The organism is Geodermatophilus sp. SYSU D00779 (assembly GCF_054050595.1).
In genome coordinates this window covers 1-23,881 of the sequence record NZ_JBJGZQ010000029.1, presented here as the reverse complement: position 1 = coordinate 23,881, position 23,881 = coordinate 1, and the positions used below count along the sequence as shown (strand labels likewise).

The following is a 23,881-nucleotide window of genomic DNA, read 5'->3' as shown; positions in this document are numbered from 1 at the left end:
TGAGAGTCCTCTGATGACGTCTGCCCCGACCCGGGCCGCGGCTCCCGCCGTCCCCCTGTCCGACCGGACCCTCCCGGACCTCCCGCCCGAGGTCTCCATCCCGACCTACGACCGCGCCGCGCTCCGCCCCGGCGTCGTGCACATCGGCGTCGGCGGCTTCCACCGCGCTCACCAGGCCGTCTACCTCGACGAGCTGGCCCGCCGGGGCTCCACCGAGTGGGGCGTGATCGGCGTCGGCCTGCACAGCCGCGCGATCGGGGAGGTCCTCACCGGCCAGGACCGGCTCTACACCGTGGTCGAGCGTGCGGCCGACGGGGACCGCGCCACCGTCGTCGGTGCGCTGACCCGGTACCTGTACGCCCCGGACGACCCGGAGGCGGTGCTCACGGCGCTGGCCGACGAGCGCACCCGCGTGGTGACGCTGACGATCACCGGCACCGGCTACCGCGTCGACGCGCACAGCGGCGAGTTCGACGCCGACGACCCGCACATCGCCCGCGACCTCGAGGACCCCGGCACACCCGAGACGGTCTTCGGCTACCTGGTCGAGGCCCTGCACCGGCGGCGGCAGGCCGGCCTCCCGCCGTTCACGGTGCTCTCGTGCGACAACATGCAGTCCAACGGGACGGCGGCCCGCACCGCGGTCGTGTCGTTCGCCCGGTTGAGGGACGACGACCTCGCCGCGTGGATCGAGGAGCACGTCGCCTTCCCCAGCAGCATGGTCGACCGGATCACCCCCAACACCAGCCCGGAGGACCGGGACGCCATCGCCGTCGCGACCGGCGTCGACGACCGGTGGCCGGTGATCACCGAGCCGTTCCGCCAGTGGGTGGTCGAGGACTCCTTCTGCAACGGCCGGCCGCCGCTGGAGGAGGTCGGCGTCCGGTTCGTCGAGGACGTGTCGCCGTACGAGACGATCAAGACCCGGCTGCTCAACGCCGGGCACAGCGCCATCGCCTACCTGGGTTACCTCGCCGGCTACCGGACGACGGCCGACGTGATGGGCGACCCGGTCTTCCGCACGTTCCTCGCCCGGCTGATGGCCGAGGAGATCGGCCCGTCGCTACCGGACGTCCCGGACGTCGACCTCGCCGGGTACCAGGCCACACTGCTCGACCGGCTGGCCAACCCGCGGATGGCCGACCAGCTGTCGCGGCTGTCCCGGCGCGGCTCGACCAAGATCCCCAACTACGTCCTGCCGTCGGTCCGGGCGGCGATGGAGGAGGGCCGCCCGCACCAGCTGCTGTGCCTGGCGGTGGCCGGCTGGCTGCGCTTCCTGCGCGGTGCGGACTACGCCGGGGAGGAGGTCCCGATCCAGGGCCCGCGCCCCGACCTCGTGCCGATCGCGCAGGAGGCGGGTGGCGACGCCACGCCGTTGCTGTCGGAGGAGTCGGTCTTCGACCACATCGGCCGCGACCCGCGGTTCGCCGAGTGCGTCCAGCGGGCGCTCTCCGCGCTCGACCGGCAGGGGCCGCGCGAGGTCATCGAGGAGTTCCTCGCCACGGGCGGGCACGCGTGACGGGCCAGCGGTCCCCCTCCCTGGACCCGGCCGCGGTGACCACCCTGCTCTGCGACGCCGACGGCACGCTGTTCCCCTCCGAGGAGCCGGCCTACGCCGCGTCGGCCGACGTCACCAACCGGTTCCTCGCCGGGCTGGGGGCGGAGCGGGCCTTCGCCCCCGACGAGCTGCAGCGGATGACCAACGGCAAGAACTTCCGGGCCGCGGCCACGGAGCTCGCCACCGGCTACCGGCGCGACCTGACCCGCGCCGACCTCGAGCACTGGGTGACCGAGGAGAAGGACGTCGTCACCGCCCACCTGCGCACCGTCCTGCGCCCGGACCCGGCGGTGCGCGGGCCACTGGAGCGCCTCTCCGGCCGGTTCGCGCTCGCGGCGGTCACCTCGAGTGCCTCCTCCCGGCTGGCCGCCTGCCTCGAGGTGACCGGCCTGGCCCCGCTGTTCGGCGCCGACCGCAGGTTCAGCGCCGAGGACTCGCTGGTCGAACCCACGAGCAAGCCGGACCCCGCCGTGTACGTGCACGCCGGCCGCACGCTCGGGGTGGCGCCGGCGGACGCGGTCGCCGTCGAGGACTCGGTGAACGGCGCCCTCTCGGCAGTGGCCGCCGGGTACCCGACCGTCGGGATCCTGCAGTTCGTCCCGGCGGCCGATCGGCGGGCCCGCGCCGAGGCCCTCCACGAGGTCGGGGTGGCCGCGGTCGTCGAGTCGTGGGCCGACGTGGAGCGGCTGCTGCGCTGACCCCGGGAGACGGGACCGCGCCGTCGGTGGGGGCTCTCGGGCGTCTCCGCGTGGCCCCGTGGGGTGGACGACGAGTGGCGCGGCTCGCCCGGGTACCCGTCGGACCACCGCCCAGCCGGCCAGCCGAGCCCGTGCAGCCCGGCCCATCGCCCTCCTCGCCCCGCCCGCGCCGACGTGGGGACCGGCCCCCCGCCGGTCGCGCGTCCCGCTGGACGGCGCGGAGGGTGGCTGTGGACGTCCGGCTCCGAGCCGACCGACGGAGGATGACCGGGTGCGCGCGGTGGTGAGCAGGGTCGGGACGGCGGCGGTGACGGTGGACGGCGCGGTCGTCGGGGAGATCGGCCGGGGGCTGCTGGCCCTGGTCGGTGTGAGCCGCGAGGACGACGCGGAGCGGGCCCGGGCGCTGGCGCGCAAGGTGCACGAGCTGCGGGTCTTCCCCACCGAGGACGGCGCCCGATCGGTGGGCGACCTCGGCCTCCCGGTGCTGATCGTGAGCCAGTTCACACTGTATGCCGACACCCGGAAGGGCCGCCGTCCCTCCTGGTCCGACGCCGCCCCCGCTGAGGCGGCCGAGCCGCTGGTCGAGGAGGTGGTCGCCGAGCTGCGCCGTCGCGGCAGCGAGGTGGCGACCGGGGTGTTCGGGGCGCGCATGCTCGTGTCGTCGGTCAACGAGGGGCCGATGACCTTGCTGCTGGAGGTCTGAGCCGCTCCCGGACGGGGTACCCCGACGTGACGCGACACACGCCCTGTGCGTTTGCTGGGAAACGGGCATCCGTGGAACACCCGACCCCGTCGGTGCCGTTGGACAGGGCGTACCACACGGACACACAGAGCAGGGGCTCACCGGTCCACCAGAGCCGGCCGAGTGGCCCCACCCCCGACGCCCGGGGTGCACCGTCGCCCATCGACGACCGACGGTGCGCATCCGATCCGAAGGCAAGGACGAAGACAGATCGTGACGCTGCTGCAGTCTTCCACCACCGACACCCTCGAGGTCCGCTCGCCGCGGCGCGAGCCGGACACCAGCGGGCTGGTCTCGACCGACCTCGTCCGGGTGTACCTCAACACCATCGGCAAGACCGCGCTGCTGACCGCCGAGCAGGAGGTCGAGCTCTCCAAGCGGATCGAGGCCGGTCTCTACGCCGAGCGCCTGCTCGCCGAGCGGCAGCTGACCCCCGCCCTGCAGCGGGACTACAAGGCGCTGGCCGCCGACGGCAAGGCTGCCAAGCGGCACCTGCTCGAGGCCAACCTGCGCCTGGTCGTCTCGGTGGCCAAGCGCTACACCGGCCACGGCATGACGTTCCTGGACCTCATCCAGGAGGGCAACGTCGGCCTGATCCGGGCGGTCGAGAAGTTCGACTACACCAAGGGCTTCAAGTTCTCGACGTACGCGACGTGGTGGATCCGCCAGGCCATCACCCGCGCGATGGCCGACTCCGGCCGCACCATCCGGCTGCCCGTGCACCTCGCCGAGCAGGTCAACAAGGTGGTGCGCACCCGGCGCCGGATCCACCAGGAGCTCGAGCGGGAGCCCACCCCCGAGGAGCTGGGCCTCGAGCTCGACATGACCCCCGAGCGGATCACCGAGCTGCTGGAGTACTCCCGCGACCTGGTGTCGCTGGACCAGACGGTCGGCGCCGACGAGGAGTCCCGGCTCGGTGACTTCATCGAGGACGCCGACGCCGCGGTCGCCGAGGACGCCGTGGCCTTCCAGATGATGAAGGGCGACGTGCGCAACGTGCTCGCCACCCTGGAGGAGCGGGAGCGCGACGTGGTCGTGCTGCGCTTCGGCCTCGACGGCGGCCAGCCCCGGACGCTGGAGCAGATCGGCAAGCAGTTCGGCCTCTCCCGCGAGCGGGTCCGCCAGATCGAGCGGGAGACGATGGCCAAGCTGCGCGACCCGCAGCGTGCCGACGCCCTGCGCGACTACCTCGCCTGACCCACCGACCGGAGCCGGGTCGTCCTCCTCGAGGACGGCCCGGCTCCGTCGTCCCGGCCCACCACGCCGCAAGCCCGTGACCGGATCGGCAGTCGGCGGGATCCTGGGGGTGCCCAGCACCGAGGGGGCGCCATGACCACCGAACACCGGGACGCCGAGGCGTTCCAGGTCACCGCCGAGGCGGCCGAGCTGTACGAGGCCCGGTTCGTGCCGGCGCTCTTCGCCGAGTGGGCGCCGCTCCTGGCCGACCTGGCCGGCGTCCACCCCGGGCAGACCGTCCTCGACACCGCCTGCGGCACCGGCATCGTCGCCCGCACCGTCGCCGACCGGCTCGCCGGGGACGGGCGCGTGGTGGGCGTGGACCTCAACGAGGCCATGCTCGCCGTCGCCCGCCGGATCCGGCCGGACCTGGAGTGGCGTCAGGGCGACGTCGCCACCCTGCCGTTCGCCGACCGCTCCTTCGACGTGGTGCTGTGCCAGATGGCGCTGATGTTCTTCCCCGACCGGACGGCGGCCCTGCGGGAGATGGCCAGGGTCGTCCGCCCGGGCGGCGCGGTCGCGCTCTGCGTGCCCGCCGCGCTGGAGGACCAGCCGGCCTACGGCCCCTTCGTCGAGATGGCGGCGCAGCAGGCGGGTCCGGAGGCGCGGACGCTGCTCGGCAGCTACTGGGTCTGCGGTGACCTCGACGCGCTGACCACGTCGCTCGCGGACGCCGGCCTGGAGGTCGTGGGCACGCGAACCCACCTCGGCACGGCCGAGTTCGCCTCGCCCGACGAGTTCACCACCACGGAGGTCGAGGGCTCTCCGCTGGGCAGCCGGATCTCCGCGGAGGTGTACGCGCGCATCCGCGCGGGGGCCCGGGAGGTGCTGCGCCCGTTCACCGCGGCCGACAGCACCCTCCGCGCCCCGTTCCGCGGGCACCTGGTCGCCGCCCGGACGCCCGTGGACTGAGAAGGGACCACCCATCCCCCGCCGCTCGTCGAAGGACCCCGCACTCCCCGCCCCGCAGGCTCGGGGCGGTGCCCTGGACCGGGCCAGCGGGCCCCGAAGGGTGGCCGTTCCAGTACGTCACCAGGCTCAGGACGGAGCCGGTCAGACCCCGGGCGTGCGCATGCGACGCGGACCGGGATCCACCCGCGCGGTGGGCGGGCCGACCCGGGCCGTGGCCCCGGCCACGACCAGCGACCGGCCACCGTGCCAGGGGTTGGGCGGGCCGACGATGACCGGCTCCAGCGCCAGCTGCAGCACCTCGGGCAGGTCGTCGGCGAGCCGGGCGACCCGCAGCAGCAGCTCCTCCAACGCCGCGACGTCGGCCGGCTCGGAGCCGCGGTAGCCGTTGAGCAGCGGCCACGCCCGGGGGGCGCGCACCAGCTCGGCGGCGTCCAGGTCGGTCAGCGGCAGGGTCCGGTAGGCGCGGTCGCCGAGCAGGTCGGTGGCCACGCCGCCGAGGCCGAAGCTGACCAGTGCACCGAAGGACGGGTCGTCGACGATCCCCACGACGGTGGCCACCCCGGGGGCGGCCATCTCCTGCACGATCACCGGGTCGCCCGACGGGATCGCGGCGAACGCCGAGCGGACCGCGTCGGCGTCGCCCAGGTCCAGCCGGACCCCGCCGAGGTCGGAGCGGTGCCGCAGCCACGGGGCGGTCGACTTGAGCACCACCGGGTAGCCGATCTCCTCGGCCGCCGCCACCGCGGCCTCCGCGTCGGTGACCGTGCGGGTGCCCAGCAGCGGGATGCCGTAGGCGGCCAGCAGCGCGATGAGCTCCTCGTCGGTCAGCGCCCGGCCATCCGGCGCGGAGGCCAGCGCCGACAGCACGACGTCCCGCGCGGCCTGCTCGTCGATCCCCTCCAGCTCGGGGACCTCACCGACCGGGCGGCGCTGCCAGGCCGCGTACTGCGCCGTCTTGGCCAGGGCGATGACCGCCCGCTCGGGGGTGGAGAACGACGGCACCGAGCCGCGGGCCGGCGTCCCGTCCTCCCCGGGGACGGCGAGCTCCGGCGGGATGCCCTCGGTGGAGAGGAAGCTCGCCACGACCGGCTTGTCCGCCGTCTGGGTGACCTCCAGCAGCGCCCGGCCGAACTCCGCGGCCCCGGACCGGCGGGTCACCGGGGGCAGGAACACCGCGACGACGGCGTCCACGCCCTCGTCGTCGACCGCCTCCTGCAGCGCGACGCGGAACGCCTCGGCGGAGCCGTCGGCGCCGATGTCGGTGGGCGCCTCGTGCGCCAGCCGCAGACCGTGCTCGAGGACCGCGTCGCTGACCAGCCAGCCCATGGCGGTGGAGTTGCCGACCACGGCGACCCGGTCGCCGGCCGGCAGCGGCTGGTGCGCCACCAGGGTGCCGACGTCGAACAGCTGGGCCAGGGTCTCGACCCGGATCACCCCGGCCGAGGCGAACAGCGCCGCGACCGACTCCTCGGGCACCGCCACCGAGGTCCCGGCCAGGCCCTCGGTCATCCGCACGTGCCGACCGCCCTTCACCGCCACCACCGGTTTCATGCGCGCCAACCGGCGAGCGAGGCGGGCGAACTTGCGGGGGTTGCCGAAGCTCTCCAGGTACAGCAGCACCACCTCGGTGCCCGCGTCGGTGGCCCAGTACTGGAGCAGGTCGTTGCCGCTGACGTCGGCCCGGTTGCCGGCGGAGACGAAGCTGGACAGGCCGATGTTGCGGCTGCGCGCCCGCTCCAACAGCGCCGAGCCCAGCGCGCCGGACTGCGCGAAGAAGCCCACCCGCCCGTGGCCGGGGATCCGGGGCGCCAGGCTGGCGTTCAGCCGCACCCCCGGGTCGGTGTTGACGATGCCCAGGCAGTTGGGGCCCACCACCCGCATGCCCGAGGCGCGGGCCGCGGCGACCAGCTGCCGCTCGCGCACCCGTCCCTCCGGGCCGGACTCGCCGAAGCCGCCGGAGATCACGACCAGCCCGTGGACGCGCTTGCGCCGGCACGCCTCGACCACGTCGGCGACCTCGTCGGCGGGCACCGCGAGGACGGCGAGGTCGACGTCGTCGGGGATGTCCTCGATGCCGGCGTAGGCCGGCACGCCACGCACGTGCCGGGTGCCCGGGTTGACCGGGTAGATCGGGCCCCGGAAGCCGTAGTCGAGCAGGTGCCGCAGGACGGCGTGGCCGATCTTGTCCTCGTCGTTGCTCGCGCCCACCACCGCGACCGACGACGGCGTGAGCAGCCGCGCGATCGACCGCGACTCGCTGCGCTGCTCCCGCTCGTAGGCCACCTGCAGCGCGGTCTCGGTCGGCGCGATCGGGAAGGTGAGGTGGACGACGCCCTCCTCGTAGGACCGGGTCGGCGTGTACCCGGCGTCGAGGAAGACCCGCACCATCCGGTTGTTCTGCGCGAGCACCTCGGCGACGAAGTTCTCGATGCCCCGCTCCCGCGCGGCGGCGGCCAGGTGCTCGAGCAGCACCGAGCCCAGCCCGCGTCCCTGGTGCGCGTCCTCGATGAGGAAGGCGACCTCGGCGTCGTTCGTACCCGGGTAGCGGTCGTAGCGGCCGACACCGATGACCTGGTCGCCCAGCACCAGCACGAACGCGACCCGGGTGTCGTGGTCGACGTGGGTGAAGCGGTGCAGGTCCTTGTCCGACAGCCGCTTCATCGGACCGAAGAAGCGGTAGTAGCGGGTCTGGTCGGAGCTGCGGTCCATCAGCCCGACCAGGCCCTCGGTGTCCTCGGGACAGATCGGGCGCAGGTGCACCGTGCCGCCGTCGGCGGCGATGATGTCGGCCTCCCAGTGGGCCGGCGGCTGGGGCGGCGGGGCGTCCTCCACCGGAGCCGGCGGCGGCCCCGCCGCAGGGTCCCGCCGCGAGCTCGCGAGCGGTGGGGGGCAGGGGGGTCCTTGTTCAGTCACGGGGGTCGTCCGGGTCCAGGCCGAAGTAGGGGAACGAGGCGGTCCGGGTGCGGGCGATGGCCCGGTCGACGCGGGACTCGGTGAACGGGTCCCAGTGCGCGAAGCCGGTGTAGCCGCCCTCCGTCATGTGCGTCGGCGGACGGGCGCGCAGCCCGCGCCGGACGACGTCCTCCCGCCACGACTCGGGGATCTCGGTGGCCGGGTCGAGCCGGGCTCCGGCGGCCTCGGCGATGAGGTGCGTCCAGGCGCGCGGCACGCACCGGACCAGCCCGTAGCCGCCGCCGCCGAGGGCGACCCAGCGGCCGTCGCAGATCTCGTGGGCCAGGTCGTGCACGGCCCGGTAGCTGGCCCGCTGCCCGTCGACGGTCAGCGCGAGGTCGGCGAGCGGGTCCTCGTGGTGGGCGTCGCAGCCGCACTGGGTCACCAGGATCTCCGGCCGGAACGCCTTGAGCACGCTGGGCACGACGGCGTGGAAGGCCCGCAGCCAGCCCGGGTCGTCGGTGCCGTTGGGCAGCGCCAGGTTGACCGCGCTGCCCAGCGCCGTGTCCGGGTCGCCGGTCTCCTCGGGGAACCCGGTGCCGGGGAACAGGGTGAGCGGCGTCTGGTGGATGCTCACCGTCAGCACCCGCGGGTCGTCGTAGAAGGCGGCCTGCACACCGTCGCCGTGGTGGACGTCGAGGTCGAGGTAGGCGATGCGCTGGTGCCCCTGGTCGAGCAGCCACGAGATGGCCACGGCGGCGTCGTTGAAGACGCAGAAGCCCGACGCGCGGTCGCGCATCGCGTGGTGCAGGCCACCGGAGATGTTGACCGCGTGCTGCGCCCGGCCGCTGTGCACCTGCTCGGCGGCGAGCACGCTGCCACCGGTGATCAGCGCCGCGGCGTCGTACATCCCGTCGAAGACGGGGTTGTCCGGCGTCCCGAGGCCGTGCCCCACCCCCGGGTCGGCCGGTGCGCGTTTCACCGCGTCCAGGTAGGCCGGGTCGTGCACCCGGGTGAGCAGGTCGACGTCGGCCGGAGTGGGCCGCAGCACCTGCAGCCGGTCGGTGGCCAGCACGCCGAGGCTGTCGGCCAGCCGCATCGTGAGGTCCAGCCGGACCGGGTGCAGCGGGTGGTCCCCGCCCATCGTGTAGCCGAGCAGCGCGTCGTCCCAGACGACCGCGACCGAGTCACTCACGGGGCACTCCTCGACGGCGACGGCGGTGTCCCCGGCGACGCTACCGTCGGCACCGCGGCGCCGTCCCGGTGACGGTGCCGCCGCGTGAGCGGGTGCACGCGCTCTCCCCCCGTACCATCAGGGACGACACGGAGGAGACCAGTGAACGACCTCATCGACACCACGGAGATGTACCTCCGGACGATCTTCGAGCTGGAGGAGGAGGGGATCGTCCCCCTCCGCGCCCGCATCGCGGAGCGGCTGCACCAGAGCGGCCCGACGGTGAGCCAGACGGTCGCCCGGATGGAGCGCGACGGCCTGCTGACCGTCGAGGGCGACCGGCACCTGCAGCTGTCCGAGTCCGGGCGCCAGCTGGCCACCGCGGTCATGCGCAAGCACCGGCTCGCGGAGTGCCTGCTCGTCGACGTCATCGGGCTGGACTACGCCGACGTCCACGAGGAGGCGTGCCGCTGGGAGCACGTCATGAGCGAGGCCGTCGAGCGCAAGCTGCTCACCCTGCTCGGCAACCCGACGGTGTCGCCGTTCGGCAACCCCATCCCCGGTCTCGACGCCCTCGGCGGCGCGACCTCCGCGGTGCTCGACTCCCTGACGCTGCTGTCCACCACGGCCACCCCCGAGGGGCGCCGCGTGGAGATCAAGCGGATCAGCGAGCAGCTGCAGGAGGACAGCGAGCTGATGCGCCAGCTCGCCGCCCAGGGCCTGCGACCGGGCATGACCGCCGTCGCCCAGCTGACCGCCGGCTCGATCAGCCTCGACGGCAACGTGCTGCCGATGGGCGTGGCCCAGCACGTGTTCGTCAGCGCCCTCGACGAGGACCTCACCCCGGCCGAGGCGGCTCCCCGCCTCTGAGCGCGGACCCCTCGCCCCCCACCCCTCGGGGGAGGACCCCGTCCTCCTCACCGGGGGAGGACCCCGCCCTCCGCAGGCTCTGGGCGGTGCCCTGGACGAGGCCTGCCCCGGGACGGGACCGGGGACCCTGCACGGGGCCACGCTCACCCGGCTCCTACGGTGGGCCGGGTGAGCGAGCCCGCCGACGCCCCCGTCCCGCCCTCCTCCCCCTTCGCCGACCTCGCCGCCTTCGTCGCCCTGCCCCGGCTGGCCGGGCTGGCCCTCTCCGCCGACGGCCGCCGGCTCGCCGTGGCGGTGCAGACCCTCGACGCCGAGAAGACCGCGTGGCAGTCCGCCCTGTGGGAGGTCGACCCGGAGGGACGGCGGCCGGCCCGCCGCCTCACCCGCAGCGCCCCCGGCGAGTCCACGCCGACGTGGGCGCCCGACGGCTCGCTGCTGTTCACCTCCGCCCGCCCCGACCCCGAGGCCGGGAGCAGGTCCGGGGCCGGTGCCGGGGAGGACCCGCAGCGGGCGCTGTGGAGCCTGCCCGCCGAGGGCGGTGAGGCCCGGCTGCTGCTGACCCGCCCGGGCGGGATCGAGGCCGTCGGCGTCGCCGCGGACACCGGCGAGGTCGTGGTCACCGCCTCGGCCATGCCCGGCGCGACCGACGCCGAGGCCGACGCCGAGCGCCGGAAGCGGCGCAAGGAGGCCGGGGTCACCGCGATCCTGCACGAGGCCTACCCGGTGCGTCACTGGGACGCCGACCTCGGCCCCGCCACCCCGCACGTGTTCTGGGCCGGCGCGCTGCCTGCCGACCCCGCCGCCGGCGCCGAGCGCCCCCCGGTCGAGCTGCGCGACCTGACCCCCGACGCCGTTCCACCCAGCGGCGCCGGCGGCCACCTGCACCTCTCCCCCGACGGCCGGCTGCTGGTGCGCGTGGAGACGGTGCCCGACGGTCCCGCGGGTCGGCGCGACCGGCTGCTCCTGGTCGAGACCGCGACCGGCGGGAGCCGGGCCCTGGTGGACGACCCGCTCGCCGACCTCTCGGCGCCGCGCTTCTCCCCCGACGGCAGTGCCGTGGTCTGCGTGCGGGAGTCGATGTCGACCCACGACGACCCCCCGGACTACACGCTGCTGCACGTCGACGTGTCCACCGGCGCGGCGCGGGAGCTCACCCCCGGCTTCGACCGCTGGCCCTCCGCGCCGCAGTTCGCCGCCGACGGGACGACGGTGTACTTCCTGGCCGACGACGACGGCCGGCACGCGCTGTTCCGGGTGCCGGCCGAGGGCGGGGAGCCGGTGCGGATGACCACCGACGGCGCCTACAGCGACCTGCAGGTGGCCCGCGACGGCAGCGCCCTGTACGCGCTGCGGGCGGCGTACGACGAGCCACCCGCGCCGGTGCGGCTGGACCCGCGGGCGACCGGCCAGCACCCGGAGCCGCTGCCCAACCCCGGCACGCTCGGCGGGCTGCCCGGCAGCCTGCACGAGGTCGAGGCCACCGCCGCCGACGGGACGCCGGTGCACTCCTGGCTGGTGCTGCCCGAGGGCGCGTCGGCGGAGGACCCGGCGCCGCTGCTGCTGTGGATCCACGGCGGGCCGCTGATGAGCTGGAACTCGTGGTCCTGGCGCTGGTGCCCGTGGGTCATGGCCGCCCGCGGCTACGCCGTCCTGCTGCCCGACCCGGCGCTCTCGCAGGGCTACGGGCAGGACTTCGTCCGCCGCGGCTGGGGAGCGTGGGGCGAGGCGCCCTACACCGACCTGATGGCGGCCGTCGACGCCGTCGCGCAGCGTCCGGACGTCGACGAGACGCGCACCGCGGCGATGGGCGGCTCCTTCGGTGGCTACATGGCCAACTGGGTGGCCACCCAGACCGACCGTTTCCGGGCGATCGTCACCCACGCCAGCCTGTGGGACGTGGACTCGTTCGTCGGCACCACCGACGCGGCCTACTACTGGGAGCGGGAGTGGGGCGACCCGCTGCGCGAGCCCAAGCGCTACGAGCAGAACTCGCCGCACCGCTACGCCGACGCCATCCGCACGCCGATGCTGGTCATCCACGGCGACCGCGACTACCGGGTGCCGATCGGCGAGGCGCTGCGGCTCTGGTACGACCTGCAGAAGCGCGGCGTGCCGTCCCGGTTCCTGTACTTCCCCGACGAGAACCACTGGGTGCTCACCCCGGGCAACTCGCAGGTCTGGTACGAGACGGTGCTGAACTTCCTGTCCGAGCACGTGCACGGCCAGGAGTGGCAGCGCCCGGAACTGCTGTGAGGCACGGTCACCCCGTCGCCCAGACCTCGTCGGGGTCGGCGGACACCTCGGCCAGCATCGCCCGCAGCTCGGCCGGCGGCAGGCAGGCGGCCAGCCCGTCGGCCAGCAGCCTCGCCAGCGTGTAGGTCGGGCGGCTGTCCAGCGCCCGCTCCAGGGCGACGTCGGCCATGGCGCCGTCGCCGCGCAGCCACGCACTGACCGCCAGCAGCGTGGCCGGGGCCGCGTCCAGCGGGGCCGGGGCCCGGCGGGTGCACTCCGTCCACAGCAGCTCGGCCGCGGCGGCGTCGTCCCCCAGCGCGAGGGTGAGCGCCCGGTCGCGCACCCGGACGTCGGCCAGCGCCCACAGCACACCGGCCACCTCGCGGTCGGGCAGCCGGCCGGCCTCGGGCGGGCGGCAGCGCCGGACGGCCCGCAGCACGGCGTCCCAGGAGCGGCGGACCTCGGCGTCCGGGTCGGTCCGCGCCGCGCGTGCCCGGCGGTCCACCAACCGCCAGGTGGCCGCCTCCATCGCGGCGCGGGCCGGGCCGTCGAGCGGCGCGATCCGCGCATCGAGCGCCGCACGGTCCGGGGCGAGGACCTGGCCGGCGGCGACCGAGGCGGCCGCGAGCGGGGTCACGCCGCCGGGCAGCGGCGCACCGGCCCCCGGGGCGCAGCAGGGCTCGGGGCAGTCGTAGGACCACCAGCGGCCGCCCCGCACCAGCAGGGCGTCGCGCACCGGGATGTCCAGCCCCGCCAGGGCGACGACGGCGTCGTGCACGACGTCGCGGTGCGGCAGGCCGGCCAACGCGTCGCCGCCGGGCAGCGACTCGCGCTCGTCGGGCGCCTCGGAGACGACCGCGACGACGACGCCGGCTGGGTCGTCGGTGGCGACGCTGCGGACCAGGGCGGTGACCACCGCGGCCGAGGCCGACCGGGCCGGCAGGTCGGCGCGCACGGTGAGGCCCACCCGGTTGCCGGTGGGCCCGCCGAGCGCTACAAGCACGACCGACTCGTGCGGGTGGAACCCGACGAGGTGGGGCAACGCGGCGGCGATGTCCGCGGGATCGGAGAGGGACACCAGGGGGCGGATGGGGTCGTCCATGCGCCCGACCCTCGCCGCCGTGCCCGCCCGGAGCGGCCCCGCGGGGAGATCTGTGGACCGGCCGGACGGCTGTGGACGCCCGGCGGTCGGCCCCCTGCAGGGTCCCGCCGCGAGCCTGCGAGTGGCGGGGGGCAGGGGGTCCTCGTTCAGCCCAGGGCGTCGGCCTGCACGTCGTACGCCTGCTCGAGCAGCGCGGTGAACGCCGCACGGTCGGCCTCGGCGCCCTCCCGGTCGCCGGTCGCCAGCGCGACCACCCGGTCGCCGTCCCGCACCAACGCGACCAGTCCGGAGGCCTCCCGCCGGGCGCCGCCGGGCTCCGCGGCCACCACGTCCACCGACACCCCCACCGCGGCGTCGCCGAGGTCGGGCACGTCGAACGTCGCCAGGTCGACCGTGGCGCTGCCGTGCTCGGGGGAGCTGACGGTCACCTGCGGGCACTGGTCGACCAGCTCGGGCAGCCGGCCGACGAGCTCGGCCGCGGGGCCGGCCACGGCCAGCAGCTCGGCGGTGTACGTCGTCCCCTGGACGGCGACCTGCGCGGCGAGGTCCTCCACGGCGGGCGGCTGCTGCACCGGCAGCGCCTGCAGGGCCGCCGTGCACGACCCGGGCGTGACCTCGACGTCGGCCGGTGAGGCCATCCCGGCCAGCGCCCCTCGGGACAGCTCCTCCCCGGACACGGGGACGACCCGGGCCTCGGCGCCGAACGCCTCGGCCGGCAGCAGCCCGGCGGACAGGTCGACGCCGGGGGAGGCGGCCTCGGCGGACGGCGACGGCGTCCCGGTGGCCGCGGCCTCCCGGACGCCGTCGCCCGAGGCGCAGCCGGTCAGGACCGCACCGGTGACCAGGCCGGCGGCGAGCAGGGCGGTGCGGCGGGCGCGCCGGGATCGCGTCATGCCACTGACGGTAGCCCGGTGAGGTGTTGGAACGGCTCTCCTGCGAGGTCCCGCCGCGAGCTCGCGAGGAGCGGGGAGCAGGAGGGTCCTCCCTCAGACCTCGTACTGCACGGCGCTGCGCGCGGAGAGGATCGGCTTCACGTGGTCGGCGATGACCTGCAGGTGCACCGGGTCGTCGGCGTAGCGCCGCCACGCCTCGACGTCCGGGAAGTCGGCGACCAGGGCGGTGTGCGCGTTGCCCTCGCGCAGCCCGGCGTCCGGGCCGACCGCGAAGGAGGTCATCCCGCCCACCTCCTCGGGCAGCCGGCGCAGGGCGGCCAGGGTCTGCTCCCGGCGCTCCTCGTCGGCGTCGTCGGACCAGGTGAAGAGGACGACGTGGCGCAGCATGCGGCCACCCTGTCAGGCACCCGGGCGGCGCCGCAGCACGGGGCTCCCCGGAACGGCCGGGAACGGGGGCTGGTTAGAGTCGCCGACCATGGGACGGCCGCTGCGCATCGCACTGCTGTCCTACCGCAGCAAGCCGCACAGCGGTGGCCAGGGCGTCTACGTCCGGGCGCTCTCCCGCGAGCTCACCGCCCTCGGCCACGGGGTCACCGTGGTCAGCGGCCAGCCCTATCCCGAGCTGGACGACGGGGTGCCGCTCGTCCGCGTGCCGAGCCTGGACCTCTACCGGGAGCCCGACCCGTTCCGCACCCCGCGCCCGTCGGAGTTCCGCGACCGGATCGACCTGCTCGAGTACGCCACGATGTGCACGGCCGGCTTCCCCGAGCCGCTCACCTTCAGCCTGCGCGCGGCCCGGCTGCTGCTCCCCCAGGCACCGCGGTACGACCTGGTGCACGACAACCAGTGCCTGGGCTCGGGCCTGCTGCGGCTCACCCGCGCCGGCGTGCCGACCGTGGCCACCGTGCACCACCCGGTGTCCATCGACCGCGACCTGGAGCTGGCCGCCGCCCCCTCGCTGCGCCGCCGGCTCACGCTGCGCCGCTGGTACGGCTTCACCCGCATGCAGGCCCGCGTCGCCCCGCAGCTGGACGGCGTCACCACCGTCTCGGAGAACTCCCGCCGCGACATCGAGACCCACCTCGGCGTCCCCGCGGATGCCATCCGGGTCGTCCCGGTGGGCATCGACCCCGACGTCTTCACCCCGCCGCCGGCCGGCCGGCCGCGCGACCCGTACTCGATCGTCGTCACCACGAGCGCCGACGTCCCGCTCAAGGGGCTGGTGCACCTGCTCGAGGCGGTCGCGAAGCTGCGCACCGAGCGGCCGGTGCGGCTGACCGTCGTCGGCAGCGCGCGGCCGGGTGGACCGGCCGAGGCGGCCCTCGACCGGCTGGCGCTGCGCGACGCCGTCCGCTTCACCGGCCCGCTGCCCGAGGCGGACCTGGTCCGGCTGCTGCAGGGCGCCGCCGTCGTCGCCATCCCCTCGCTGTACGAGGGCTTCTCGCTGCCGGCGATCGAGGCGATGGCATGCGGCACCGCGCTGGTGACCACCGACGCCGGGGCGCTGCCCGAGGTGGTGGGCAGCAAGGCCGGCCTGCGGGTGCGGGCGGGCGACGTCGGCGAGCTCACGGCGGCCCTGCAGCTGGTCCTCGACTCGCCGTCCCTGGCCGACCAGCTGGGCCGGGCCGGACGGCGCCGGGTGCTGGCCTCCTACACCTGGCGGTCGACCGCCGAACGGACGGCGGAGTGGTACCGCGAGGTGCTGGAGCGGAAGGCGCGTCCGTGCTGACCGTGGACTTCGACCGGCTGGACCTGCGGCCGGGGATGACGGTCCTGGACCTGGGCTGCGGCGAGGGCCGGCACGCGTTCGAGGCCTACCGGCGGGGCGCCCGGGTGGTCGCCGTCGACCGGGGCGTGTCCGAGGTCGAGACGACGAAGCGCTGGCTGGGCGCCATCGCCGAGGCCGGCGAGGGGGGCGTGGCGGGCGACGGCGAGGCTGCGCGCTACGAGGTGGTGCGCGCCGACCTGCTGGCGCTGCCCTTCCCCGACGGGAGCGTCGACCGGGTGATCGCGTCGGAGGTGCTCGAGCACATCCCCGACGACGCGACCGCGATGGCCGAGATCGCCCGCGTGCTCAAGCCCGGCGGCACGGTCGCGGTGACGGTGCCGCGGTACGGGCCGGAGCGGGTCTGCTGGGCGCTGTCGGACGCCTACCACGCCAACGAGGGCGGCCACATCCGCATCTACCGCGGCGACGTGCTCCGCGCCCGGTTGTCGGCCGCCGGCCTGGTCCCCGGCGGCCAGCACCACGCGCACGCGCTGCACGCACCGTTCTGGTGGCTCAAGTGCGCCGTCGGCGTGGAGCGCGACAGCGCCGCCGTCCGCGCCTACCACCGGCTGCTGGTCTGGGACCTGACGCAGCGGCCGTGGCCGACCCGGATCGCCGAGCGGCTGCTGGACCCGGTGATCGGCAAGAGCCTGGTCGTCTACGCGGAGAAGCCGGCGGCAGCGACCACGGCCGGCGAGACCGAGCGGGAGGCGACCGCTGTCTGAGCTGCTCCCCGAGCTGCCCGGCGTGCTGAGCGGGGAGCAGGTGCGGGCCACGGTGGCGGCGATCGCCGCCGAGCAGGCGGCCGACGGCGCGCTGCCCTGGTTCCGCGGCGGCCAGCTGGACCCGTGGGACACGGTCGAGGCCGCGATGGCGCTCGACCTCGGCGGCGAGCACGCGCGGGCGCGGGCGGCCTACCGCTGGCTGGCCCGCCGGCAGAGACCGGACGGCTCGTGGGCGTCGGAGTACCGGGACGGCGCGGAGACCTCCCCCGCCGCGGAGAGCAACCACGCCGGCTACCTGGCGGTCGGGGTCTGGCACAGCTGGCTGCTCACCCGCGACGAGTCGCTGGTCGCCGCGCTGTGGCCGGCCGTGCGCCGCGGCCTGGACCTGGTCACCCGCATGCAGCTGCCCGGCGGCGCGGTCGGCTGGGCGCTGCGCCCCGACGGCACCGCCGACGACACCGCGCTGCTCACCGGCAACGCCAGCCTGTTCCAGGCGCTGCGCTGCGGGGTCGCGCTGGCCGGCCTGACGGGTGAGCCCCAGCCGGACTGGGAGCTCGCCGCCGCCGACCTGGGCGCCGCGCTGCGCACCCGGCCCGACGCGTTCGCCGACCGGTCGCGCTACTCGATGGACTGGTACTACCCGGTGCTCGGCGGTGCGGTCACCGGCGAGGACGCCGACGCCCGGCTGGCGGCCGACTGGGACCGCTTCGTCGTCCCCGGGCTGGGCGCGCGCTGCGTCGCCGACCGGCCGTGGGTCACCGGCGCGGAGACCTGCGAGCTGGCGCTCGCGCTGGCCGCCGCCGGGCGGCCGGACGCCGCGCTGGAGCAGGTGGCCGCCATGCAGCACCTGCGGGCCGACGACGGCTCCTACTGGACCGGCTACGTCTACCCCGACGACGCCCGCTGGCCGGTCGAGCGGACGACGTGGACCGCGGCGGCCGTCGTCCTCGCCGCCGACGCCCTCTCCGGGGCGACCGCGGCGTCGGGCCTGTTCACCGACCCGGGCGCGCTGCCCGCGGCCGGGACGGCAGGGTCACAGGAGACCGCGGATTGGCTGCCCGGCGGCGCGGGCAGGGTGCTGCCGTGAGCAGCCCTCCCCGCCCCGGCGACCCTTCCCCCGGCGACGTGGCCGTCGTCGTCATGAGCCAGAACCGCCGCGAGGACCTCCTGCGCACGTTGCCGCGCCACGAGGCGCCGGTGGTGCTGGTGGACAACGCCTCCACCGACGGCACCGTCGAGGCGGTGCGGTCGGCCCTGCCCGGGGTCACCGTCGTCCCGCTGGAGCGCAACGTCGGGTCCCACGCCCGCACCCTGGGCGTCGAGCGGGCCGGCACCGAGTTCGTGGCCTTCGCCGACGACGACTCGTGGTGGGCGCCGGGCGACCTGGCCCGCGCGGTGGAGGTCATGCGCGCGCACCCGCGGCTGGCGGTGCTCAACGCGCGGATCCTGGTCGGCCCCGAGGAGCGGCTGGACTCGTTCTGCACCGAGTTGGCGCGCAGTCCGCTGGGGACGCCCGACGACCTGCCCGGCCCGGCGCTGCTCGGGTTCATCGCCTGCGGCGCGATGGTGCGCACCGAGGCGTTCCTCGCCGTCGGCGGCTTCGACCCCGTCGTCCGCTTCCCCGGCGAGGAGGAGCGGCTCTCGCTCGACCTGGCCGCCGCCGGCTGGGGCATCGCCTACGTCGACTCGGTCACCGTGCACCACCACCCGTCGCCGCGGCGGTCGGCACCGGAGGGCCGGCGGACGGCGATCTGGCGCAGCCGGCTGCTCACCGCGGTGATGCGCCGTCCGTGGTCACAGGTGGTCGGGCTCGTGCTCCGGGCGCTGCGCACCGGGGCGCCGGAGCGCCGGGGGCTGCTGCGCGCGCTGCCGGAGGTGCCGGCCGCGCTGCGCCGTCGCCGGGTGGTCCCGGAGCACGTCCGCGCCGACCTGCGCGTGCTGGCCGAGGCCGGGGCCGCCGCGTGACGGCGACGCAGGCCAGGCCGCAGGAGCAGGAGGGCCGGCGCGACCCGCGGGTGTCGGTCGTCGTCATCACCCACCAGCGCCGCGACGAGGTGCTGCTGGCCCTCTCCCGGCTGGTCGCGCTGCCCGAGCAACCGCACGTCGTCGTCGTCGACAACGGCTCCACCGACGGGACGGCGGAGGCGATCACCGAGCGCTTCCCGCAGGTGGAACTCGTCGCCAGCCCGGAGAACCTCGGCGCGATCGGCCGCAACGTCGGCGTGGCCCGGGTGGACACCCCCTACGTCGCCTTCTGCGACGACGACACCTGGTGGGACCCGGGGTCGCTGCGCACCGCGGCCGACGTCCTCGACGCGCACCCGCGCCTGGCGGTGGTGACCGCGCGCATCCTCGTCGAGCCCGGCGGGCGCGAGGACCCGATCGTGCCCGAGCTGCGCGACTCACCCGTCCGCGGCGCCGCCTGGCTGCCCGGGCCGGCGCTGGGCTCCTTCCTCGCCGGCGCCTCGGTGCTGCGCCGGGAGGCGTTCACCGAGGTCGGCGGCTTCTGCGAACGGCTGTGGCTGGGCGGCGAGGAGGAGCTGATGGCCGGCGACCTGGCCGCCGCCGGGTGGGAGCTGTGCTACCTGCCCGCGCTGACGGTGCACCACCAGGCGTCGAAGGCGCGCGACTCCCACCGCCGGCGCCGTGACGGCATCCGCAACACCCTCTGGACGACGTGGCTGCGCCGTCCCGTCCGCCCGGCGCTGCGCCGCACCGTGCACCTGCTGCGCACCCTGCCCCGCGACCGGGTGACCGCCCAGGGCCTGTGGGCGGCCGCTCGCGGGATCCCCTGGGTGCTGCGCGAGCGGCGGGTGCTGCCCCAGCACGCCGAGGCCCGCTTCGCCGCGCTCGAGCACGCCCAGCGGACGTCGACCGCCCGCCGCTACGTGAGCTGAAGGACCCCTCGCCCCCACCCCGCGCGGGCTCGCGGCGGGGGCGCTCCCTCAGCTCCGGGTGGCGCAGTCGATGCAGGTTCGCGCCGCGGGGCGGGCGGCCAGCCGCTCGGGGGCGATCGGCCGGCCGCAGCTCTGGCAGACGCCGTAGCCGCCGGCCGCCCGCCGCTCCAGCGCCGCCTCGACGTCGGCCAGCCGACGCTGCGCCGACTCCAGCAGGGCAGCCACCTGCTGCCGCTCGAAGGCGATCGTCGCCCCCTCGGGGTCGTGCTCGTCGTCGGCGTTGGACTGCCTGGACGCGTCGACGACCTGGTCGAACTCGCGGGTGAGAGCCGCGATCTGCGCCCGGGCCGCGTCCCGCTCCGCCTCGAGCGGATCGCTCACCGCAGCCTGCGCAGCAGCCGCAGCGAGCCGGTGCCGGGCAGCTCCTCGAAGTCACCCGAGGCCATCACCCGCGTGTAGACGCCGTAGGGGGCCTGACCGCCGTCGGCCGGGTCGGGGAAGACGTCGTGGATGGCCAGCGTGCCGCCGACGGCCAGCTTGGCCACCCAGGCGTCCTGGTCGCGGCGGGCGGACTCCTCGGTGTGCGAGCCGTCGAGGAACAGCAGCGCGAGCGGGGTCGCCCACAGCGGTGCCAGCACCTCCGAGCGCGCCACCACCGCGATGACGACGTCCTCGGCGCCGGCGCCGGCGATCGTCCGGCGGAACCGCGGCAGCGTGTCGAGCAGCCCGACGACCGGGTCGACCAGCGACGGGTCGTGGTACTCCCAGCCCGGCTGGTGCTCCTCCGAGCCGCGGTGGTGGTCGACGGTGACGACCTGCCGGCCGGCCTCGCGGGCCGCGGCGGCCAGGTAGAGCGCCGACTTCCCCATCCAGCTGCCGACCTCGAGCAACGGCCCCGGGACGGCGACGGTGCGAGCGGCCTCGTACAGCGCCGTCCCCTCGTCGTCGGGCATGAAGCCGGGGGCGGCGCGGGCGGCGGTCAGGAGGTCGGTGGCGGGCGCGGGCGGGCGGGGCACCTGCACAGCCTCGCTCACCGGGCGAAGCGGGCGCGCAGGGCGGTCAGCCGCTGGTCGGTCGCCGCGCCCGCCCGGCTGCCGGCGGCCTTGGCGAAGAAGGCGCCGGCCGCTGTCGTCACCGGGACGGCGAGGACGAGGGCGATCGAGCCGACCAGCGTGCGGATGACCTCCTCGGCCAGTGCGGCGCTGGTCAGCGTCGTCCACCACGACCGCCCGGACAGCTCGAAGAGCATGAGCAACGGCAGCGAGGCGCCGGCGTAGGCGAAGACGATGGTGTAGACGGTCGAGGCGATGTGGTCGCGGCCGACCGCCATCCCGCGGCGGTACAGCTCCCGCCACGTCATGCCCTGGTCGACCTCGTGCAGCTGCCAGATCGCCGAGGCCTGCGTGATCGTCACGTCGTTGAGCACGCCGAGCCCGGCGACGGCGATGCCGGCGAGCACCAGACCGGAGAAGTCGAGCGTCGGGTCGAAGGTCTGCAGCTGCACGGTCTCCTCGCTGGTCAGCCCGGTCAGCCGGGCTGCCGACACCGCCACCGCCCCGAGGACGGCGACCAGGGCCAGCCCGAAGAGGGTGCCGACCAGCGCCGTCGTCGTCCGCGCGGAGAGACCGTGGGCGAGGTAGAGGACGACGAACATGATGGCCGCCGAGCCGACCAGGCTGACCAGCGTCGGCGAGGAGTCGCCGAGCAGGCCGGGCAGCAGGAACTGCAGCATGACGAAGAAGGCGAACGCCAGGCCGACGAGGGCGGCGAAGCCGCGCAGCCGGGCGACCGCCACGGTCACGACGGCGAAGGCCAGGGTCAGGGCGACGATGGGGACGTCGCGGTCGTAGTCGTAGAACGCGTACCCGGTCCCGCCCTGGGCGGCGGGGTCCCGGGTGAGGACGAGGACGTCGCCCACCTCGATCCCGCCGGCGTAGACCTCCGGCGGGAGCTCCACCTGCTGGAACTCCCCCGCCCCGTCGCCCTCGAGCACCTCGACGACGACGTTCGCGCAGGTGAGCTGCTGCGCGACCTGCCCACCGCCGCCGGGGATCGAGCAGTCGAACGGCTCGACGGCGGAGACCCGGCCCTCCGGGTAGGTCGTCCCCGGCGGGGAGAACTGCACCGCCGCCTGCTCGGCGCGGGTCGGCTCGTCGCCGGGCCAGAGCACCACCAGCCCGACGACGGTCGCCAGACCGACCGGCACGAGCAGCAGGAGCATCAGCCAGACCGCGCGCCGTCTCCGGGTGAGCACCTCCGGGGTCGGCGGCGGCGCGTCCGGGTCGGGACCGTGGCTGTGGGAGTGGCTCGACGGCACCCGGTCAGGCTAGGAGCTGCACCACGGCGCGCCGTCCGCGACACCGGCAGTCAGCCGGCGCCGCCCTCCCGGTCGACCCGGTCGTCCTCCACCGCCTGCTGCTCCTCGACCGGGAAGCGCAGCCACAGCCCGGACAGCTGCAGCGGCCGGGCGACCGCGGCCGGCGGGGCGACGAGCGCGACCTCCACGCCCCGCGGCTGGCCCAGCTTCTGCAGCTGCACCAGCACGGCCATGCCGGCGGAGTTGAGGTACGTGGCCGCGCGCAGGTCCAGCCGCACCCGCCGCAGGTCCGGCCGGCTGAGCATCAGGTCGGTCATCGTCCGCACCAGCGGACGGCGGGCCTCCTCGGTCAGTTCCCCACCGACGGTCAGCGTCGCGACGTCGCCGTCGAGGTCGGTGGTCACCGCCGGTTCCAGGTCGCCGCGCTGCTGCTCGGTCTCCCCCTGCGCTCGGGGGGCACTGGTGTCGTCCACGGGCGTCTCCTGCCCCAGGGGGACCCCGCTCACGCGTGGGCGTGCGTACGGCGCACCGGCAGTGCGGGACGTCGGCCCGCCCGCGTCGGTCCGGCGCGAGGACGGGAACAAATCTGTGCACAGGATGTTTACTCGGGTGCGACCGAGGTATTCTCCAGTTGCCACTAGAGGTTCACCTCGGGCAGCGAACACACCAGCACGAACACAGGAGGTTGACACAGCGATGGCCATGCTGACCGCCTATGACCCGTTCGCCGCCACGAACGCCGCCTTCCGCGCGCTCGACCAGCTGACCGGCCGGGGCGGTGGGCTGACCGCCCGCCCGCTGTCGGGCATGCCGATGGACGCCTACCGCGTCGGTGACAACTTCGTCGCCCACTTCGACCTGCCCGGCGTCGACCCCGGCTCGATCGACCTGCAGGTCGAGGGCACCACGCTGACCGTCACCGCGGAGCGCTCGGTGCCGCAGCTGGAGAACGCCGAGTGGGCGATCGCCGAGCGCCCGTACGGCAGCTACACCCGGCAGCTCGTCCTCGGCAGGAGCCTCGACACCGACCGCCTCGAGGCGCACTACCACGACGGCGTGCTCACCGTGAGCATCCCGGTCGCCGAGAAGGCACGGGCTCGCAAGATCACGGTGACCCGTGCCGACACGCCGGCCGCCGTCGAGGGGCGGACCATCGAGGGCGAGACGTCCGAGCGCAAGTCCGTCGAGAGCTGATCGGCGGCGACTCCCGAGGGCCGGGTCCGTGCGGACCCGGCCCTCGCGCTTTCCCGGCCCCGCGCCACCCGCAGACCCCGGAGGACCGCCATGCCCCCACCAGCCTCCCGGGACGACGACCCGATCGGCCGTCTCGACGACCCGGACTTCCCCGCGCTGACCATGAGCCAGGCCGCGGCGCTGCTCGGCGTCCAGGCGGCCTTCCTGCGCAGCCTCGACACCGCCGGCGTCCTCCAGCCGCACCGCTCCCCCGGCGGGCACCGCCGCTACTCCCGCCACCAGCTGGCCCTCGCCGCGCGGCTGCGCGGCCTGCTCGACGACGGGCACACCCTCGCCTCGGCCGAGGTGATCCTCGGCCTGCAGGACGAGCTGGCCGACGCCCGCGCCGACACCGCGCGGCTGCAGGCCACGGTGGACCGGCTGCGGGCGCGCGACGCCGACGGGTGACCGACGACGCACGGTGGCATATGCCCTAGGGGGGTATGGTTGTGCCCGAGCGCCCACCGGACGCGTCGGGAGGACACCCGTTGGAGACCAGCAGCCAGCACGGCTACATCCACCGCAAGGACGACTACCTCAAGCGGCTGCGCCGCATCGAGGGCCAGGCCCGCGGCCTGCAGCGGATGGTCGAGGACGAGAAGTACTGCATCGACATCCTCACGCAGGTCTCG

24 protein-coding genes are annotated in these 23,881 nt (G+C 75.5%); 15 read left to right on the top strand and 9 right to left on the bottom strand.

What is annotated here, in order from left to right; genetic code table 11:
* The first annotated feature begins 13 nt into the window (after positions 1 to 13).
* The 5 genes from ACI79G_RS20470 (at position 14) to ACI79G_RS20450 (ending at position 5,146) form a co-directional block, all read left to right on the top strand.
* A complete protein-coding gene (locus ACI79G_RS20470) occupies positions 14 to 1,519 on the top strand; it encodes a mannitol dehydrogenase family protein (protein ID WP_456882905.1) in 1,506 nt (501 codons plus the stop codon).
* Positions 1,520 to 1,554: 35 nt separating this feature from the next.
* Positions 1,555 to 2,256, top strand: coding sequence for an HAD family hydrolase (locus tag ACI79G_RS20465; RefSeq protein WP_456882904.1), 702 nt, complete (start codon positions 1,555 to 1,557; stop codon positions 2,254 to 2,256).
* 271 nt (positions 2,257 to 2,527) lie between these two features.
* The gene (gene dtd / locus ACI79G_RS20460) at positions 2,528 to 2,959 is read left to right on the top strand and encodes a D-aminoacyl-tRNA deacylase (RefSeq protein WP_456882903.1); all 432 of its coding nucleotides are present in this window, start codon (positions 2,528 to 2,530) and stop codon (positions 2,957 to 2,959) included.
* A gap of 252 nt (positions 2,960 to 3,211) precedes the next feature.
* Positions 3,212 to 4,195, top strand: a complete 984-nt coding sequence (gene sigB / locus ACI79G_RS20455; protein ID WP_456882902.1) for an RNA polymerase sigma factor SigB — start codon at positions 3,212 to 3,214, stop codon at positions 4,193 to 4,195.
* Between the two features lie 132 nt (positions 4,196 to 4,327).
* A complete protein-coding gene (locus ACI79G_RS20450) occupies positions 4,328 to 5,146 on the top strand; it encodes a class I SAM-dependent methyltransferase (protein WP_456882901.1) in 819 nt (272 codons plus the stop codon).
* A 141-nt stretch (positions 5,147 to 5,287) separates the two neighbouring features.
* Here ACI79G_RS20450 and ACI79G_RS20445 read toward each other — a convergent pair whose 3' ends face one another.
* Together ACI79G_RS20445 and ACI79G_RS20440 are read right to left on the bottom strand one after the other, a co-directional pair.
* On the bottom strand, positions 5,288 to 7,978 hold the full coding sequence (locus tag ACI79G_RS20445; protein ID WP_456882900.1) for a bifunctional acetate--CoA ligase family protein/GNAT family N-acetyltransferase: 2,691 nt from the start codon (positions 7,976 to 7,978) through the stop codon (positions 5,288 to 5,290).
* Between the two features lie 73 nt (positions 7,979 to 8,051).
* On the bottom strand, positions 8,052 to 9,233 hold the full coding sequence (locus ACI79G_RS20440; RefSeq protein ID WP_456882899.1) for an acetoin utilization protein AcuC: 1,182 nt from the start codon (positions 9,231 to 9,233) through the stop codon (positions 8,052 to 8,054).
* A 141-nt stretch (positions 9,234 to 9,374) separates the two neighbouring features.
* Here ACI79G_RS20440 and ACI79G_RS20435 point away from each other — a divergent pair, with 141 nt between their 5' ends.
* On the top strand, positions 9,375 to 10,082 hold the full coding sequence (locus ACI79G_RS20435; protein ID WP_091216814.1) for a metal-dependent transcriptional regulator: 708 nt from the start codon (positions 9,375 to 9,377) through the stop codon (positions 10,080 to 10,082).
* Positions 10,083 to 10,250: 168 nt separating this feature from the next.
* Positions 10,251 to 12,335 carry a S9 family peptidase gene (locus ACI79G_RS20430; protein ID WP_456882898.1) on the top strand — a complete coding sequence of 695 codons (2,085 nt, stop codon included), beginning with the start codon at positions 10,251 to 10,253 and terminating at the stop codon, positions 12,333 to 12,335.
* Positions 12,336 to 12,342: 7 nt separating this feature from the next.
* On the opposite strand, the gene ACI79G_RS20425 is transcribed toward ACI79G_RS20430, so the two are convergent.
* The 3 genes from ACI79G_RS20425 to ACI79G_RS20415 form a co-directional block, all read right to left on the bottom strand.
* A complete protein-coding gene (locus tag ACI79G_RS20425) occupies positions 12,343 to 13,416 on the bottom strand; it encodes a DUF4192 domain-containing protein (protein ID WP_456882897.1) in 1,074 nt (357 codons plus the stop codon).
* A gap of 146 nt (positions 13,417 to 13,562) precedes the next feature.
* The gene (locus ACI79G_RS20420; protein ID WP_456882896.1) at positions 13,563 to 14,309 is read right to left on the bottom strand and encodes a hypothetical protein; all 747 of its coding nucleotides are present in this window, start codon (positions 14,307 to 14,309) and stop codon (positions 13,563 to 13,565) included.
* Between the two features lie 93 nt (positions 14,310 to 14,402).
* Positions 14,403 to 14,696 (bottom strand): Dabb family protein, encoded by a 294-nt coding sequence (locus tag ACI79G_RS20415; RefSeq protein WP_456882895.1) that lies wholly within the window; start codon positions 14,694 to 14,696, stop codon positions 14,403 to 14,405.
* Positions 14,697 to 14,784: 88 nt separating this feature from the next.
* Here ACI79G_RS20415 and ACI79G_RS20410 point away from each other — a divergent pair, with 88 nt between their 5' ends.
* Genes ACI79G_RS20410 through ACI79G_RS20390 form a run of 5 tightly spaced genes read left to right on the top strand, consistent with a single transcriptional unit; the run spans position 14,785 to position 19,699 of the window.
* Positions 14,785 to 16,038, top strand: a complete 1,254-nt coding sequence (locus ACI79G_RS20410; RefSeq protein ID WP_456882894.1) for a glycosyltransferase family 4 protein — start codon at positions 14,785 to 14,787, stop codon at positions 16,036 to 16,038.
* Positions 16,032 to 16,802: a class I SAM-dependent methyltransferase gene (locus ACI79G_RS20405; RefSeq protein ID WP_456882893.1), complete on the top strand. Its 771-nt coding sequence runs from the start codon at positions 16,032 to 16,034 to the stop codon at positions 16,800 to 16,802. Before ACI79G_RS20410 ends, ACI79G_RS20405 begins: the two co-directional genes overlap by 7 nt.
* Positions 16,803 to 16,824: 22 nt before the next feature.
* Positions 16,825 to 17,889: a prenyltransferase gene (locus ACI79G_RS20400; RefSeq protein WP_456882892.1), complete on the top strand. Its 1,065-nt coding sequence runs from the start codon at positions 16,825 to 16,827 to the stop codon at positions 17,887 to 17,889.
* The gene (locus ACI79G_RS20395; protein ID WP_456882891.1) at positions 17,886 to 18,767 is read left to right on the top strand and encodes a glycosyltransferase family 2 protein; all 882 of its coding nucleotides are present in this window, start codon (positions 17,886 to 17,888) and stop codon (positions 18,765 to 18,767) included. Before ACI79G_RS20400 ends, ACI79G_RS20395 begins: the two co-directional genes overlap by 4 nt.
* On the top strand, positions 18,764 to 19,699 hold the full coding sequence (locus tag ACI79G_RS20390; RefSeq protein ID WP_456882890.1) for a glycosyltransferase family 2 protein: 936 nt from the start codon (positions 18,764 to 18,766) through the stop codon (positions 19,697 to 19,699). The genes ACI79G_RS20395 and ACI79G_RS20390 overlap by 4 nt, the downstream gene beginning before the upstream one ends.
* A 48-nt stretch (positions 19,700 to 19,747) precedes the next feature.
* Here ACI79G_RS20390 and ACI79G_RS20385 read toward each other — a convergent pair whose 3' ends face one another.
* From ACI79G_RS20385 to ACI79G_RS20370, 4 genes are read right to left on the bottom strand one after another with little or no spacing between them, the layout of a single operon-like run.
* Positions 19,748 to 20,080 carry a TraR/DksA family transcriptional regulator gene (locus ACI79G_RS20385; RefSeq protein ID WP_456882889.1) on the bottom strand — a complete coding sequence of 111 codons (333 nt, stop codon included), beginning with the start codon at positions 20,078 to 20,080 and terminating at the stop codon, positions 19,748 to 19,750.
* Positions 20,077 to 20,733 carry a class I SAM-dependent methyltransferase gene (locus ACI79G_RS20380; protein WP_456882888.1) on the bottom strand — a complete coding sequence of 219 codons (657 nt, stop codon included), beginning with the start codon at positions 20,731 to 20,733 and terminating at the stop codon, positions 20,077 to 20,079. Before ACI79G_RS20380 ends, ACI79G_RS20385 begins: the two co-directional genes overlap by 4 nt.
* A complete protein-coding gene (locus ACI79G_RS20375) occupies positions 20,730 to 22,016 on the bottom strand; it encodes a YibE/F family protein (RefSeq protein WP_456882887.1) in 1,287 nt (428 codons plus the stop codon). The genes ACI79G_RS20380 and ACI79G_RS20375 overlap by 4 nt, the downstream gene beginning before the upstream one ends.
* A gap of 50 nt (positions 22,017 to 22,066) precedes the next feature.
* Positions 22,067 to 22,489, bottom strand: coding sequence for an STAS domain-containing protein (locus ACI79G_RS20370; RefSeq protein ID WP_091216783.1), 423 nt, complete (start codon positions 22,487 to 22,489; stop codon positions 22,067 to 22,069).
* Between the two features lie 223 nt (positions 22,490 to 22,712).
* Between ACI79G_RS20370 and ACI79G_RS20365 the strand changes: the two genes are divergently transcribed.
* The 3 genes from ACI79G_RS20365 to ACI79G_RS20355 form a co-directional block, all read left to right on the top strand.
* Entirely contained in the window at positions 22,713 to 23,210 is a 498-nt protein-coding gene (locus ACI79G_RS20365; RefSeq protein WP_091216781.1) for an Hsp20/alpha crystallin family protein, read from the top strand.
* A 90-nt stretch (positions 23,211 to 23,300) separates the two neighbouring features.
* The gene (locus tag ACI79G_RS20360) at positions 23,301 to 23,657 is read left to right on the top strand and encodes a helix-turn-helix domain-containing protein (protein ID WP_456882886.1); all 357 of its coding nucleotides are present in this window, start codon (positions 23,301 to 23,303) and stop codon (positions 23,655 to 23,657) included.
* Positions 23,658 to 23,692: 35 nt separating this feature from the next.
* Positions 23,693 to 23,881 (top strand): metal-sensitive transcriptional regulator (locus ACI79G_RS20355; protein ID WP_456882885.1); only part of this gene is annotated, 189 nt, incomplete at its 3' end.